The 13,187-nt window shown below is 65.2% G+C and carries 11 protein-coding genes; 8 read left to right on the top strand and 3 right to left on the bottom strand.

The window, feature by feature from the left end:
• Positions 1 to 221 precede the first annotated feature (221 nt).
• The 3 genes from glmU (at position 222) to glmS (ending at position 3,916) form a co-directional block, all read left to right on the top strand.
• Complete coding sequence (gene glmU, locus QNA11_RS08480) at positions 222 to 1,589, top strand: bifunctional UDP-N-acetylglucosamine diphosphorylase/glucosamine-1-phosphate N-acetyltransferase GlmU (RefSeq protein WP_283482675.1); 1,368 nt, start codon at positions 222 to 224, stop codon at positions 1,587 to 1,589.
• A gap of 102 nt (positions 1,590 to 1,691) precedes the next feature.
• Positions 1,692 to 1,895, top strand: coding sequence for a hypothetical protein (locus tag QNA11_RS08475; RefSeq protein WP_283482674.1), 204 nt, complete (start codon positions 1,692 to 1,694; stop codon positions 1,893 to 1,895).
• 191 nt (positions 1,896 to 2,086) lie between these two features.
• Entirely contained in the window at positions 2,087 to 3,916 is a 1,830-nt protein-coding gene (glmS, locus tag QNA11_RS08470; protein WP_283482673.1) for a glutamine--fructose-6-phosphate transaminase (isomerizing), read from the top strand.
• A 203-nt stretch (positions 3,917 to 4,119) separates the two neighbouring features.
• On the opposite strand, the gene QNA11_RS08465 is transcribed toward glmS, so the two are convergent.
• The gene (locus QNA11_RS08465) at positions 4,120 to 5,601 is read right to left on the bottom strand and encodes an FAD-dependent oxidoreductase (RefSeq protein WP_283482672.1); all 1,482 of its coding nucleotides are present in this window, start codon (positions 5,599 to 5,601) and stop codon (positions 4,120 to 4,122) included.
• Between the two features lie 137 nt (positions 5,602 to 5,738).
• On the opposite strand from QNA11_RS08465, the gene QNA11_RS08460 reads away from it, so the two are divergent.
• The gene (locus QNA11_RS08460; RefSeq protein WP_202072383.1) at positions 5,739 to 6,563 is read left to right on the top strand and encodes an ABC transporter permease; all 825 of its coding nucleotides are present in this window, start codon (positions 5,739 to 5,741) and stop codon (positions 6,561 to 6,563) included.
• Positions 6,553 to 7,314, top strand: a complete 762-nt coding sequence (locus tag QNA11_RS08455; protein ID WP_283482671.1) for an ABC transporter ATP-binding protein — start codon at positions 6,553 to 6,555, stop codon at positions 7,312 to 7,314. Before QNA11_RS08460 ends, QNA11_RS08455 begins: the two co-directional genes overlap by 11 nt.
• Here QNA11_RS08455 and QNA11_RS08450 read toward each other — a convergent pair.
• Together QNA11_RS08450 and QNA11_RS08445 are read right to left on the bottom strand one after the other, a co-directional pair.
• Positions 7,293 to 8,456, bottom strand: coding sequence for an LptF/LptG family permease (locus tag QNA11_RS08450; protein ID WP_202072385.1), 1,164 nt, complete (start codon positions 8,454 to 8,456; stop codon positions 7,293 to 7,295). The genes QNA11_RS08455 and QNA11_RS08450 overlap by 22 nt on opposite strands.
• 142 nt (positions 8,457 to 8,598) lie before the next feature.
• Positions 8,599 to 9,492: a hypothetical protein gene (locus QNA11_RS08445; protein WP_202072386.1), complete on the bottom strand. Its 894-nt coding sequence runs from the start codon at positions 9,490 to 9,492 to the stop codon at positions 8,599 to 8,601.
• A gap of 51 nt (positions 9,493 to 9,543) precedes the next feature.
• On the opposite strand from QNA11_RS08445, the gene QNA11_RS08440 reads away from it, so the two are divergent.
• The 3 genes from QNA11_RS08440 to QNA11_RS08430 all read left to right on the top strand — a co-directional run bounded on the left by QNA11_RS08440 (position 9,544) and on the right by QNA11_RS08430 (position 12,967).
• Positions 9,544 to 10,779, top strand: coding sequence for a glycosyltransferase (locus tag QNA11_RS08440; protein ID WP_349362220.1), 1,236 nt, complete (start codon positions 9,544 to 9,546; stop codon positions 10,777 to 10,779).
• Complete coding sequence (locus tag QNA11_RS08435) at positions 10,776 to 12,020, top strand: glycosyltransferase (RefSeq protein ID WP_283482669.1); 1,245 nt, start codon at positions 10,776 to 10,778, stop codon at positions 12,018 to 12,020. The genes QNA11_RS08440 and QNA11_RS08435 overlap by 4 nt, the downstream gene beginning before the upstream one ends.
• A 158-nt stretch (positions 12,021 to 12,178) precedes the next feature.
• Positions 12,179 to 12,967 carry an outer membrane protein gene (locus QNA11_RS08430; RefSeq protein WP_202072388.1) on the top strand — a complete coding sequence of 263 codons (789 nt, stop codon included), beginning with the start codon at positions 12,179 to 12,181 and terminating at the stop codon, positions 12,965 to 12,967.
• Positions 12,968 to 13,187: the final 220 nt, after the last annotated feature.

The following is a 13,187-nucleotide window of genomic DNA, read 5'->3' as shown; positions in this document are numbered from 1 at the left end:
CCGGGAGCGAGGTCGGACGTCGGTCGGGATGGCGCGTCGCTCCTCTATAGAAGAATTTCTGGGAACAAAAAGGAATTCTTGCGGCGCAAGCGCGCCTCTCGCGAGCTGCCCCTCATTTGCCAGTCCTCCGCTTGCACCCTTGCCCTCGGCGCTTCGAATCTGCAACAAACGGGCCGAAATTACCGCGGCCTCGCCGCGCTGCACATAACCAAAGGCGCCTCATGTCGAGCTCCCGCAAAGCGCTCGCGATCGTCCTCGCCGCCGGCGAGGGGACGCGTATGAAGTCGGATACGCCGAAGGTTCTGCACCAGGTCGCCGGCCGCTCGATGCTGGCCCATGTGCTCGCCGCAGTCGCCGAGGCTGGCGTCGAGACGGTCGCCGTCGTCGTCGGGCCGGGCCGGGAGGACGTTACGGCCGAAGCGCAGAAGCGCGCGCTCCACGCCCAGACCTTCGTTCAGTCGGAGCGCCTGGGCACGGCGCACGCCGTCCTCGCGGCGCGCGCGGCGATTGCCGGCGGTTGCGACGATCTCCTTGTTCTTTTCGCCGACACGCCGCTCGTGACCGGCGCGACGATCCGCGCGCTGCGGGAGGCGCTCGCGGCCGGCGCCGGCGTCGCGGCGCTGGGTTTCTCGGCGGCCGACCCCTTCGGCTACGGGCGTCTGCTGCAGGACGAGGCGGGGCGCCTTGTCGCCATCCGCGAAGAGAAGGACGCGAGCGCGGCGGAGCGCGCCATCCGGTTGTGCAACGCCGGACTGATGGCGATCGACGGGGCGGCGGCCGCGGATTGGCTCGGGCAGATCGGCAATAACAACGCCAAGGGCGAATTTTATCTGACGGATATCGTTGAAATCGCTCGCGCCTCCGGGCGCGAGGCGGGGGTTGTCGTCGCCGACGAGACGGAAGTGCTCGGCGTGAACGACCGCATTCAGCTCGCTCAGGCCGAGGCCGTGGCGCAGAACCGCCTGAGGCGCGCCGCCATGGCCGGGGGCGTCACCATGATCGCGCCCGAGACGGTCTTCCTGTCCGCCGACACGCTTTTGGGCAGAGACGTGACGATCGAGCCCCATGTCGTCATCGGCCCCGGCGTCTCGATCGCCGACAGGGCGGTGATCCACGCTTTTTCGCATCTTGAAGGCGCGAGCGTCGGGCAGGGCGCGACCATCGGGCCTTTTGCGCGGCTGCGGCCGGGCGCGGCGCTTGCGGAAGCGGCGAAGGTCGGGAATTTCGTCGAGATCAAGAACGCCACTGTCGCCAAGGGCGCGAAGGTCAATCACCTGACCTATATCGGCGACGCCGACATCGGCGCCAACGCCAATATCGGCGCGGGGACGATCACCTGCAATTACGACGGCTTCTTCAAATATCGCACGGAGATCGGCGAGAACGCCTTTATCGGCTCCAATTCCGCGCTGGTCGCGCCGGTGAAGATCGGGGCGGGGGCCTATGTCGGCTCGGGCTCGGTCGTCACCAAGGATGTGCGCGGCGACGCGCTCGTCGTGGCGCGAGGACGGCAGATGGAGAAAGCCGGCTGGGCGGCGTCTTTCCGGGCGATACAGGCGGAGAGGAAGGCTGCGGCCAAGAAGTCGTGACTATAGTTTGCGCGAGGCTGTGCTAAATTCGACGATATGATCGCCCTCTCTAAAGACTCAGAAGCGCTCGCTCGCCGTTTGGCCGAGGCGAGGCATCTTCCTGTGCAAGACGTAATCAAGCAGGCGCTCGAGGCGAGCGCCTGCTCGGCTGGGATTTCGCGTGAGCCTTTCGAGCCGAGCCGGCTGGCCGAAACCACGGCTGGGCGGAGAGCATCCGTCGCCCGGATAGTCGCCCAGGTTAAGGCCTTACCGATCCTCGACCCTCGGTCGCCGCAGGAGATCGTGGACGAACTCAACGAGCTGTGAGAATCTTGTAGGCTGCGTTGCCTAAGCCCTCGCCGCGTTGGTACGGCTGCCCCTCTCTGGATTTCGCCGCTACAGACATCCGCTTACGCCTTAAGGGGATCTAACGATCCGCTTAGCGGTTCCCTTAACCTTGAATCAAACCCAAGCGTGCTGCAGCGCTTTTGCTATGATCCTTTTTCGGAGGCAGCCCCATGTGCGGTATCGTCGGAATTCTCGGAAAAGGCCCGGTTGCCGGACAGCTCGTCGAGGCGCTGAAGCGGCTGGAATATCGCGGTTATGATTCGGCCGGGATCGCCACCCTCGAAGACGGTCGCCTGACGCGCCTTCGCGCCTCCGGCAAACTCAAAAATCTCGAAGAAAAGCTCGCCGCGAGCCCCATGCGCGGGTGCGTCGGCATCGGCCACACGCGCTGGGCGACGCATGGCAAGCCCAATGAGGACAACGCCCATCCTCACGCCAATTCCCGCGTCGCCGTGGTTCACAATGGCATTATCGAGAACTTCCGCGAGCTGCGTGAGGAGCTGATCGCCAAGGGCCATGCCTTCACCTCGCAGACCGATTCGGAGGTGGTCGCCCATCTCGTCGCCGACGAAATGCAGGCTGGCATGGCGCCGCAGGCGGCGGTCGCCGCGGCTCTGAAAAGGCTCAAGGGCGCCTTTGCGCTCGCTTTTCTCTTCAACAACGAGCCCGACCTGCTCATCGGCGCGCGGCGTGGCTCGCCGCTCGCCGTCGGCTGGAGCGAGGAGGGCGCTTATCTGGGCTCTGACGCGCTGGCGCTCGCGCCCTTTGCCACGTCGATCGCCTATCTCGATGAAGGCGACTGGGTCGTGCTGCGCCGCGAGGGCGCGCAATTCTTCGACGCCCAAGACGCGCCCGTCGAGCGGCGCCGCCTGCCGTTGCAGCAGGGCTCGTTCCTGGTCGACAAGGGCAATTATCGCCACTACATGGCCAAGGAAATTCACGAGCAGCCCGAGGTCGTCGGCCGCACGCTGTCGCATTACCTCGACCTCGCCGAGGGCGTCACACGCCTGCCCTTCGAGCTGAACTTCGATCCCAGCAAGCTGACGCGGGTGACGATTTCCGCCTGCGGCACCGCTTATTACGCCGGTCTCGTGGCGCGCTATTGGCTGGAGCGTTTCGCGCGGCTGCCGGTCGAGATCGACATCGCCTCGGAGTTCCGCTACCGCGACCCGCCTTTGGCCGAGAACGGGCTCATGATCGTCGTCTCACAGTCGGGCGAGACGGCCGACACGCTTGCGGCCTTGCGCTACGCCAAGGCGCATGGCCAGCACATTCTCTCGATCGTCAATGTCGAGACCTCGACCATCGCCCGCGAGAGCGACACGGTGGCCAAGACCCTCGCCGGGCCGGAAATCGGCGTCGCCTCGACCAAGGCGTTCACCTGCCAGCTTGCCGTTTTCGCCTGTCTCGCTTTGGCGCTCGGGCGCGCGCGGGGCGTTTTGACGAAGGAACGCGAGCGGGAGCTGGTCTCGGAGCTGATCGCCGCGCCTGGCCAGATGGCCGAGGCGCTATCCCGCGAGGCGGCGGTCGAGCCGGTGGCGCGCGACGTGGCGCGGGCGTCCAGCGTGCTCTATCTCGGGCGCGGCCCGTCCTTTCCGCTGGCGATGGAGGGCGCGCTCAAGCTCAAGGAGCTGTCTTATATCCATGCCGAGGGTTATGCGGCGGGCGAGCTGAAGCACGGCCCCATCGCGCTCATCGACTACGCCATGCCGGTGATCGTGCTGGCGCCGCCGGACGCGAGCCTCGAAAAGACGGTGTCGAATCTACAGGAAGTCGCCGCGCGCGGCGGGCATCTGATCCTGATCGGCTCGCCGCGCGCCCGGCAGGAGGCGGCGGCGGAGCTGGCCGGCTATATCGAGATGCCGGAGACGGTCTCGGGGCCCTTCGCGGCGATCGTCTACGCCGTGCCGGCGCAGCTTCTCGCCTATCATGTCGCGACTTTCATGGGCAAAGACGTGGATCAGCCGAGAAATCTCGCGAAGAGCGTCACGGTGGAGTAGGGGCGCCTTGCGCCTGATAAACCTCCTAGGCGGCCTCGTCCTTCGAGACGCGAGCTTCGCTCGCTCCTCAGGATGAGGCCTAAGTGTTTGATGCAGAAGTGTTTGGCGTAGATGCAGAAGCCCTTCATGCTGAGGAGCCTGCGTAGCAGGCGTCTCGAAGCACGAAGGGCGTCACCGCCACTTTATCAACGCTTTGCTCCCATTCACTTGCCCCTGATGACGGCGGCCGCCCGATGCGCCTCGGTGATCGCGCTTTCGACGGCCGGCATGCCCTGGCCGTCGGAATGGGCCAACAGGACATTGCCATAGCGCTTCGGCAGCGCGCGCATGGTTTCGACGATCCCGAGCGCCGGGATGAGATGGTGGTGCCCCCAGCGCGTCAGCCGCACTTCGGCGAGGCGCGTCCCTGAAAAGGCCTCCGGCAGGAAGCGCCGCAGCTCCGCCACGATCGGCTGGGCCAGCGCCGCCCCGTCGCCCGCCAGCAATTGCGCGCGCCCCATCTGCGGGTCTCGGAACGGCGCGTAGACGGTGAGAACCCCGTGGTCCTTCGGCCGTCTCTCGCCGAGCGCGGCGGCGGCGTCGACGGCGTCGGTGACGCGCTCGGCCTCCGGCGTCCAGCAATCATAGGCGCTGGGCGCCAGGGCGCCCTCGAAGCAGCAATTTGCGACGAGAAAGCTCCCCTGCCGCAGGCGCGTCATCGCCGTTTTGGCGGCGGGGTCGATCCCGCGCAGGAGTCGCGCCGCAAAGAAAAAGGGCGCGGCGAGCACGACCCATTTGGCGGCCACGCAGCGGGGCTCTCCGGGGTTTTCGGCGTCGAACCAGGCAACGCGGGCCTCGCCCCCGTCGCCCGACGGCTCGACCGCGAAGACCGCCGCGCCGGTTGCGATACGGCCCGCTCCGGCGCTCGAAACCCGGGCCGCCATCGCCTTCGCCAGCGCGGCGTTGCCGCCCGGAAAGGCGTAAATCCGGCCCGCAAGCTCCGAGAGGAAGTTCAATCCCACATAGGCCGAGACCTCGGCGGCCGGCGCGCCCATGGCCGAGCGGCTGAAGGCGTCCAGATAGGGGAGGAGGGCGGGGTCGATCTGCTCCCGAAGGAGAAATTGCCGCAGCGTCAGCCGGTCGAGCGCCAGCGTCGCGGATGGCGCCGCCTCGATCGGCGTTTTAGGGAGGTCGGGGCCCGCCACGAGCTTTTCCACTAAGCCGCGCAATCTCTCGAAGGGCTCGTGCAGCGGCCCGGCGATAGCGTCGGCAGAGCCGTTGGCGATGACGCGATTCTCAGGCTGCGGGACGGGGCGCGGCGTCAGTCCCAGCGCCTCGTAGAAGGGGCCGAAGGGTTCGGCGACATCGACGAAATAAGCCGAGCCCAGCGCATAATCGATCTCGCGCCAGCGCCCGGATTTAGCGGCGCCGCCGGGCTCCGTCTCGCGCTCCAGCAGCAAAATGTCGCGATCCCGCAGCAAGGTCGCGGCGGCGAGGCCCGCGAGGCCGCCGCCGACGATGGCGACCTCGACCCGCCGCTCCGGCGCGGGCGCCGGCCGGTCCCAAAGGCCGTCCCTGATGGCGTGCATGGGCGCGAAACTGTCGCCGGTCCATGCGCTGATCCGGTAATCCGGCTCGGCGGCCACGCGCCGCGGCGCAAGCGTGGCGGCGCCCAGGAGTCTCATGGTTTGCCGGCGAGTCAGCATTTGCGCCTCCCAGGCGAGCATAGGCCCGCGCGGCCCGCCGGTTAACCCTCGCCATTGACAGGGCGCGGCCGGAACTGGTCTATGCAGGCGACCGGCGCGCCTCATGGCGCTCGCTTTCGTAAAGGACGCTGAGACTGTTGCTCGCCTCGATCCCGCCCGCCTATATCGCCCCCTTCGAGCGGGCCTGGCGTCACCGGGAGCTTATTCGCGCCGTCGTGCGGCGGGAATTCATCTCGCGCTTTCGCGGCTCTTTCCTGGGGCCGGCCTGGGCGGCGCTCTCGCCGCTGGTGATGCTGCTCACCTATACGACGCTCTTCTCGATCACCGTACCGCAGCTCTCCGCCGGCATGAGCGTGACGGATTACGCCAGCGGCATCTTCATCGGGCTCATTGTCTTCAACCTCTTCAGCGAGCTCGCCTATCGCGCGCCGATCCTGCTCCATGAGCATGTGAATTTCGTCAAGCGCTCGATCTTCCCGAGCGAGACCATCGCCTGGACGGCGACGATCCGCGCTTTCACCTATGCCGGCGTCGCCTTCGGCGTTTATATCGCCTTCCGCCTGCTCACGGCGGGGAGCGTGCCGCTCACCATCGTGCTGACGCCGCTGCTCGTCGTCCCCTTCTTCCTGTTCATCCTGGGCGTCGTCTGGTTTCTGATGGCGCTCGGCGCCTTCACGCGCGACGTCTCGCATATCATGGCGTCGATCGTTCCGGTGCTGATGTTCGCGACGCCGATCTTCTACCGGCTCGACCAGATTGCGCAGATGTCGACCTCGACGGCGATGTGGCTGCGCCTCAATATCGTCGGCGACTATATCGAGATGCTGCGCGCCGTGGCGCTCGACGGCTATGTGCCGAACGTCTTCGGCTATCTGCTCGTCGTCGCGGTCTCCTACGCCGTGTTCATCGGGGGCTACCAGTTCTTCATGCGCTACAAATCGGTCATCGTCGATGTCATCTGAGCCGGCCATTCGCTGCAAGAGCATCGGAAAAGCCTTCCAGCTCTATGCGCATCAGAACGACCAGTTGAAGCAGATCCTCTTCGGCCTGTGGAAGACATTCTACAAGGAGAAATGGGTTCTGCACGACATGACCTTCACGGTCGAGAAGGGCGAGCGCGTCGGCATTCTCGGGCGCAATGGCGCCGGCAAGACGACGCTGCTGCAGATCATCTGCGGCATCACCATGCCGACCAAAGGGGAATTCGAGGTAAAGGGGCGCATCGCGCCGATCCTCGCTTTGGGCTCGGGGTTCGACGGGCTGCTGACGGGACGCGAGAACGCGCGCATCGGCGCGGCGATCCTCGGCCTGTCGCGCCGGGAGGTCGACGACTGCATCGAGGATATTGCCGCTTTCGCCGACATCGGCCCGTTCTTCGAGCAGCCGATGCGGACCTATTCGATGGGCATGATCGCGCGCGTCGCCTTCGCGATCTGCGCCCACGCCAAGGCCGATGTGCTCATCGTCGACGAGGCGCTTTCGGTCGGCGACGAAATCTTTCAGCGCAAATGCGAGAAATATATCGCTGACTTCAGCCGGACCGGCACGATCCTGATGGTCTCGCATGATCTCGATTTCCTCGAGAACCTTTGCGATCGCATCCTTTGGCTCGAGCAGGGCGTGGTCAAGGAGATCGGCGATCCCAAGCGCATCATCGCCGATTATCGCGCCGCGATGCTGGCCGAGGAAGCTCAGGCGGCCGGCGCGGCGTAGCCGGCCGTCGCCGTCGGCGCGGGAGCGTCGAAGCGCTTGGCGCGCGGGCTGTAATTCAACCGGCCGATGAGCCAGGCCGAGACGCCGATCTCGACGCCCATTGCGGCGACCAAGGGAATCGCGAACCAGGCGCTGATGCGCAGCAGCGATTCGAGCCCCACCAGAAAACCGATATGCGCCGCCGGAATGGCGATGATCGGCAGGCTGCCGGCCGCGCCGCGCCGACCTGTGATATTGCCGAAGGTCAGGGTCAGCGCCATGGCGAGTAGTGCGTGCGCGAGCGCGAGCGCCGGCGCGCCGAAGCGTTTCGCCGCCTCCGCCATCCACTCGCCGAACTGGCGATGATCCTGCTTTGCGAGCTTCATGCTGGCGAGGAATTCTCCCGCCGACAACTCGTAAACGCCTTTCCAGCCGCGATCGGGCAGGGAGCTGCTGCCCTGCATGGGAAGCGCCATGGCGTATTCGTCGAAATTGGCGATCCGCACCTCATTGCTCGTGACCGAGCGGGTCTGGATGCTGCCGTTGGAGAGCGCGACGATGACGCCCGAGTCGTTGCGGCGGAATTCCGCACGCGCGGCGGTGATCGTTTCTTCTTCCATCTTCTCGATGGAAATCTGCCGGATGAACAGATTGGCGGCGATGTCGGGCGTGATCCAGCGCTCGATGTAGAGCGTCTTCACGCCATTCGAGAAAGTGTAGAAATGCGCCGCGTCGAGCATGCGGTGGTTGAGCGAATTGCGGACGACGTTCAACACGTCCTGCATGTTGCTCGAATAGTGGGGGGCGATGATGTTGGCCAGAATGTAGCCGAGCACAACGACGCCCGCCGCGAGCGATAATGTCGGACGGCAGATCGACCAGACGGAAAGCCGCAGCGCATAGAGCACGGCGATCATGCCTTCGCTGGCCATGCGGGAGAATTCGAGCGCGGCGCCGACGCCGATCGCCATCGGCAAGGTCATATAAGCGACTGTCGGCGTGACGCCGACCAGCGCTGGGATAACGAGCCCGCCGCGCACAGCCGCCGGCGGCAATTGATAGAGCAGATAGGAAAGAACGACCGGAACCGACAAGGCGAGCTGAACAATCAGGACGCTGAAGCCCACGCGCTTGAAGAGGTAGAAAAAGAGGAGCCGGGGCATGGGTTATTGCCGCTTTGGCGTTGTGCCCGTCATTGCGAGGAGCGTAAGCGACGAAGCAATCCAGAGCCACATCGCGGCCCCTGGATTGCTTCGCTTCGCTCGCAATGACGGGTAAAAGATCACGGCGCGTCGTCCTGCAGCGCTACTTCTTGAACCGCGCCCAGGCGGCCTTGGAATATTGCGTCCAGGCTGGATCGAAGACGCCGCGCGCGGGCAGCGCGACCGCGCCGGCCCAGTGGGCGAAATAGATTTCCTTGCCTTCGTAATCCACCGGCTTCCCATCCACGAAGGTTACGCCCGGCGCCTTGTAGAAGCTCTCGTGCGAGGCTTTCTCCACCACATTGGGCAGCAGCTCGATCTTGATCCCCCGACGATGGGTGACAAAGTTCACCAGCGGCTGAGCGAAAAGCTGCCCGCGCTTGCGCACGTCGTGGAAAATCTCGGCGTCTTCCTTCATCGTTTCGATGAAGTCGGAGAGCTTGAGATATTTGTTCGACGTGACCCAGAAGCCGTCGTTGAAGAGCAGCGCGTCGTTGAGGAAGGCGTAATTGCTGCGCCTGTCGTTATAGACATATTCGAAGCTGGGCGAGGCGACGATGAATTCCCTTTTGCCGGCTTCGAGCCTGCCGAAAATGGGCGTGAAGTCGCGAAACAGAATGACGTCCACATCCACATAAGCGACTTCGTCGAGCGGCAGGGCCAGCGCCTGGAGCTTGCGCAGGCGGCGGCGGTTGTTGTTGAAAAAACCCGGATAGAGCTCATGGGAGAGCTTGTCGATCTCGACCGGCTCCTCGTCCACATAGGTCGCGCCGTAAACATCGGCGGCGCGGCGGGTCATTTCGACGTTGTCGTCATAGGGGATGAGATAGATCGGCAGCGACGAATTGGTGTCGCGGTAGCTCTCCAGGAAGGGCAGCAGCCAATCGATGATTTTGTCGTTGCCGACGATGGCGATGCCATAGCGCTTGGCGGGCGCGGCGGCGCCGGTCTCTGACTCCGGGGCGCGCAGGGGTGGATTCGAAGGTCGAAGGCTCATATAGGGGGTGTACTTGTAAAATTCGGGCAAAAGCAAGGGGGCGGTCGATTGGTGCAGATTTCGGAGACGCCGCCTTCCGCGCGGCCGCTCGCCGGGAAGACCGTCGCCGTCGTCCACGCCGCCTGGCACAGTTGCGGCAGCTATCAGGTCAACGTCAGTCAGATCGCCGCCTATAAGGCGCTCGGCGCGCGCGTGCTATCCATCGCGATGATGGATGCGCTGACCCCGCCGGCGCCGGATGGCGGGCGCTGGCCGTCCTATCTCGCCGCCACCCGCGACATCGGGGCCGATCGACGGTATTTCTGCGGCGCGCCGAACGCCGCTCTAGCCTCGCGACTGCTCCTCGACGGCTGGTGGCGCCTCATCCATGGCGATCAGGCGTCATGGCTGATCGAAATCGCCAAGCGCGTTCCGGTCCCCGACGACCTCGAGACGATCGATCTCTTTCACGCCAATCACTATTTCACGCTGCCCTTCGTCGAGCGATTGAAGCGGGGCAGGCGGGTTCCGGTGATCCTGGAGACGCAGGACATTCAGGCGCGGCAATATGTGCTGCGCAATCAGGGCGGCTTTTTCATTCCGCCTTACGTTGGCTACGATGAGATGCTGGCCGTCGAACTCGACTGGATGCGCCGCGCCGATCTCTGCGCGCATCTCAATGAGGAGGAAGATCGCGACTTTCGGGCGCTTTTGCCGCAGGCGCGTCATGCGCTGATTTACCCGGCGGTGCTCGAAGTGCCGCGCGCGGCGGGCGGCGAGATCGTCATCGTCGCGAGCGACAATTACGCCAATTACAAGAGCCTGCGCTGGCTTTTGCAGGAGGTCGTCCCGCGCGCGGAGGGCGCCCGAGTGGCGATCTACGGCAATATCGACGCGGGGGTGAAGCAGCGCGATCCCGCGCTTTACGAGGCGCATCGCCCGCTGTTCCGGGGGCGGGTCGAGAATATCGGCGCGGTCTACGCCAATGCGGGCTGCGTCCTGCTGCCGACGGTCGAGGGGCATGGCCTCTCCATCAAGGCTGTGGAGGCGCTCTCCTGCGGCGCGCCGCTCATCGCGACGCCGCTCGCTTTTCGCGGCATGAAGGTCGATCCGTCGGCATTCTCGAATGTCTCTCTGGCCGAGGACGCCGAGCAATTCGCCCGGCTTTGGCGCGAGGCGCAGGCGCGCGCCGACGCCGGCGAAACGCCCGCGGCCGCAAGCGACACACGCAAATACTATGAGGCAGTCTTCAGCCCCGCGGCCTATGCGCGGGCGCTGGCGGCGGAGCTGGAAACCCTTCCCGCATGAGCGCGATCGATCTTACCGGCCGGCGCGTGGCGCTCATCCATCCGGCCTGGCACTCCTGCGGCACCTATCGGGTCGTGCTCGGACAGATCGAGGCTTACCGGGCGCTCGGGGCCGAGGTGCTGCCGATCGCCATCAGCTCCGACCCCGGTTTCGTCCCTGGCCGCGCCTGGATCTGGAAGAGCTTTACCGAGGCCACGCCCGAGCTTGAGCCTGGCCCGCGCTATTTTGGCGGCGCGCCGTTCCACGCCATGCTCGGCCCGCGGTTCCTGACGCAGACGCTGTGGCCCTATATCCACGGCGATCAGGCGGCGATTCGATTGGGGATGGCCGAGCGCGCCGAGCTGTCGCCGCTGGTCGAGGCGCAAGACTACGACCTCATCCATTGCAACCATTTCTTTCTGATGCCGGTGGCGCGGCGGCTGGCGCGCGGCCGCGCGCCGATCTTGCTCGATACGCATGATTTGCAGGCGCGGCAGTTCGCGCTGATCAATGAGCGCATGCCCTGGCTTTCGCCGCGCGCCACCTATGAGGCGATGCTGGCGCAAGAGCTAGAGGCGATGCGCGGCGCCGACCTCCTGCTGCATCTCAATGCGCAGGAGGCGGAGGATTTCCGCGCCCTCCTGCCCGAGAAGCGCCATGCGCTGCTTTACCCGCCGACGCCCGCTGCGCCCACGGGGCCGGGCGGGTCCGACATCGTCATCGTCTCGAGCAATAACACGGCAAATGTCGAGAGCCTGATCTGGTTCTTGCGCGAGGTCGCGCCGAAAGCGCCCGGCGTTGCGGTCAAGATCGCCGGCAGCGTCGACGCCGGGGTGCGCGCCCGCGCGCCGCAGGAATATGCGGCTTATAAGGACTGGTTTCTGGGCCGGGTCGAAGACCCCGGCGAAGTCTACGCCGGCGCCAGGCTCGTCCTGTTGCCGACGATCAGCGGGACGGGGCTGTCGATCAAGACGGTCGAGGCCATGTCGAGCGGTCTGCCGCTCATTGCGACGCCGCAAGCCCTGCGCGGCATGGATCGCGACGCTCTCTCGCTCCCCGGCGTGACGCTCGCCGAAACCGCGGAGGATTTCGCCGCCGCGCTGCGCTCGGCCGCCGCCATGACGCCGCAGGACGATTCGCAGCGCAGCGTGAGCGCGGCCCGCATTTATTACGAGACCCGCTTCTCGCTTGCCGCCTATCAGCGCAACCTTGGCGCGCTGGCCGCTCCGCTCCCGGGGCGTCCTCTTAATGTTTCCAGATAAAAATCAGATGATTGTATGAAAGTGTGACTCCACGGCAACGCGGCCGGTAAATTCGCCGAACAGGGCGCGCGCGTAATTTCTTCATCAGTTATGCGGTGTTACTTTTACGACATGTTGCTGCGCCGGAGACCGGGCGGCCTTGCTCTTGGAGACTACATATGAATTTCAAGGCTGCGGTTTTTGGCGCTGCCGCGTCGATCCTGTCTTTCGGCGTTGCGACCGCCGCGGATCTTCCGAGCTATAAGGCTCCGCCGCCGCCCCCGCCGGCAATTGGCTTCGACTGGACCGGATATCATCTCGGCATCAGCGGCGGCTATGGCGCCGGCTCGACCGGCTATCTGTCCAACGTCACCGCTTTTGGCCCGACTCCGGTCGTCAACTGGAACAATGTGGCGACCAACCTCGGCACGAGAGGCTATCTTGTCGGCGTGCAGAGCGGCGCCGATTGGCAATTGCCGAACCGTATCGTGCTCGGCTACGAGTCCGAGTTCAACTACGCCGATGTGAGCAGCAACGTCACCGGCGGCTGGAATTGGGGCAATCAGCTCTACAGCCGCCTGCGCTGGTACGGCGCCGAGCGTCTGCGCATCGGTTACGCCTTTGGCCGGTTCATGCCCTATGTTACGGGCGGCCTCGCCTATGGCCAGTTGCACGTCAGCGGCGTGGACAGCGTCGCGGGCTATCTCTTCCCAACCTCAGCCTCGAGCTGGCAGGCCGGCTGGACGGTGGGCGCGGGCTTCGAATACGCCCTGTTCGACAAGATCAGCGTCAAGGCCGAATATCTTTATTCGAGCCTGCAGGGCACGCATGGCTCGGGCCTGGGCTACCCCAACGCCTACCGCACCTTCACCGGCAATGGCTTCGACACGCATATCGCGCGCATCGGCGTCAATTACCGCGTCAAGAACCTGGGCGCTCTGATCGGCATGCCCGATCTGGGGATTTAATCCCTCCACGACCGCTTCGAGGAGAAGCCCGGCCCAGGCGGCCGGGCTCAGTTTGTTGACAAACCTCCGAGGCGGCCTCGTCCTTCAAGACGCGAGCGTCGCTCGCTCCTCAGGATGATGCCTAAGTGTTTGGCGCAGTAGCAGAAGCTACTCATGCTGAGGAGCCTGCGCAGCAGGCGTCTCGGAGCGCGAGGGGCGTTACCGCTACTTTGTCAGCAGC

It is taken from the genome of Methylocystis sp. JR02, assembly GCF_030063565.1.
GTDB classification, from domain to species: domain Bacteria; phylum Pseudomonadota; class Alphaproteobacteria; order Rhizobiales; family Beijerinckiaceae; genus Methylocystis; species Methylocystis iwaonis.
The sequence above is the reverse complement of the archived record's forward strand: the minus strand, read 5'-3'. Positions and strand labels throughout refer to the sequence as shown.

Coding starts and splice junctions, on each gene's coding strand:
- glmU (WP_283482675.1), top strand. CDS start 222: ATGTCGAGCTCCCGCAAAGCGCTCGCGATCGTCCTCGCCGCCGGCGAG.
- glmS (WP_283482673.1), top strand. CDS start 2,087: ATGTGCGGTATCGTCGGAATTCTCGGAAAAGGCCCGGTTGCCGGACAG.
- QNA11_RS08465 (WP_283482672.1), bottom strand. CDS start 5,601: ATGCTGACTCGCCGGCAAACCATGAGACTCCTGGGCGCCGCCACGCTT.
- QNA11_RS08455 (WP_283482671.1), top strand. CDS start 6,553: ATGTCATCTGAGCCGGCCATTCGCTGCAAGAGCATCGGAAAAGCCTTC.
- QNA11_RS08450 (WP_202072385.1), bottom strand. CDS start 8,456: ATGCCCCGGCTCCTCTTTTTCTACCTCTTCAAGCGCGTGGGCTTCAGC.
- QNA11_RS08445 (WP_202072386.1), bottom strand. CDS start 9,492: ATGAGCCTTCGACCTTCGAATCCACCCCTGCGCGCCCCGGAGTCAGAG.
- QNA11_RS08435 (WP_283482669.1), top strand. CDS start 10,776: ATGAGCGCGATCGATCTTACCGGCCGGCGCGTGGCGCTCATCCATCCG.
- QNA11_RS08430 (WP_202072388.1), top strand. CDS start 12,179: ATGAATTTCAAGGCTGCGGTTTTTGGCGCTGCCGCGTCGATCCTGTCT.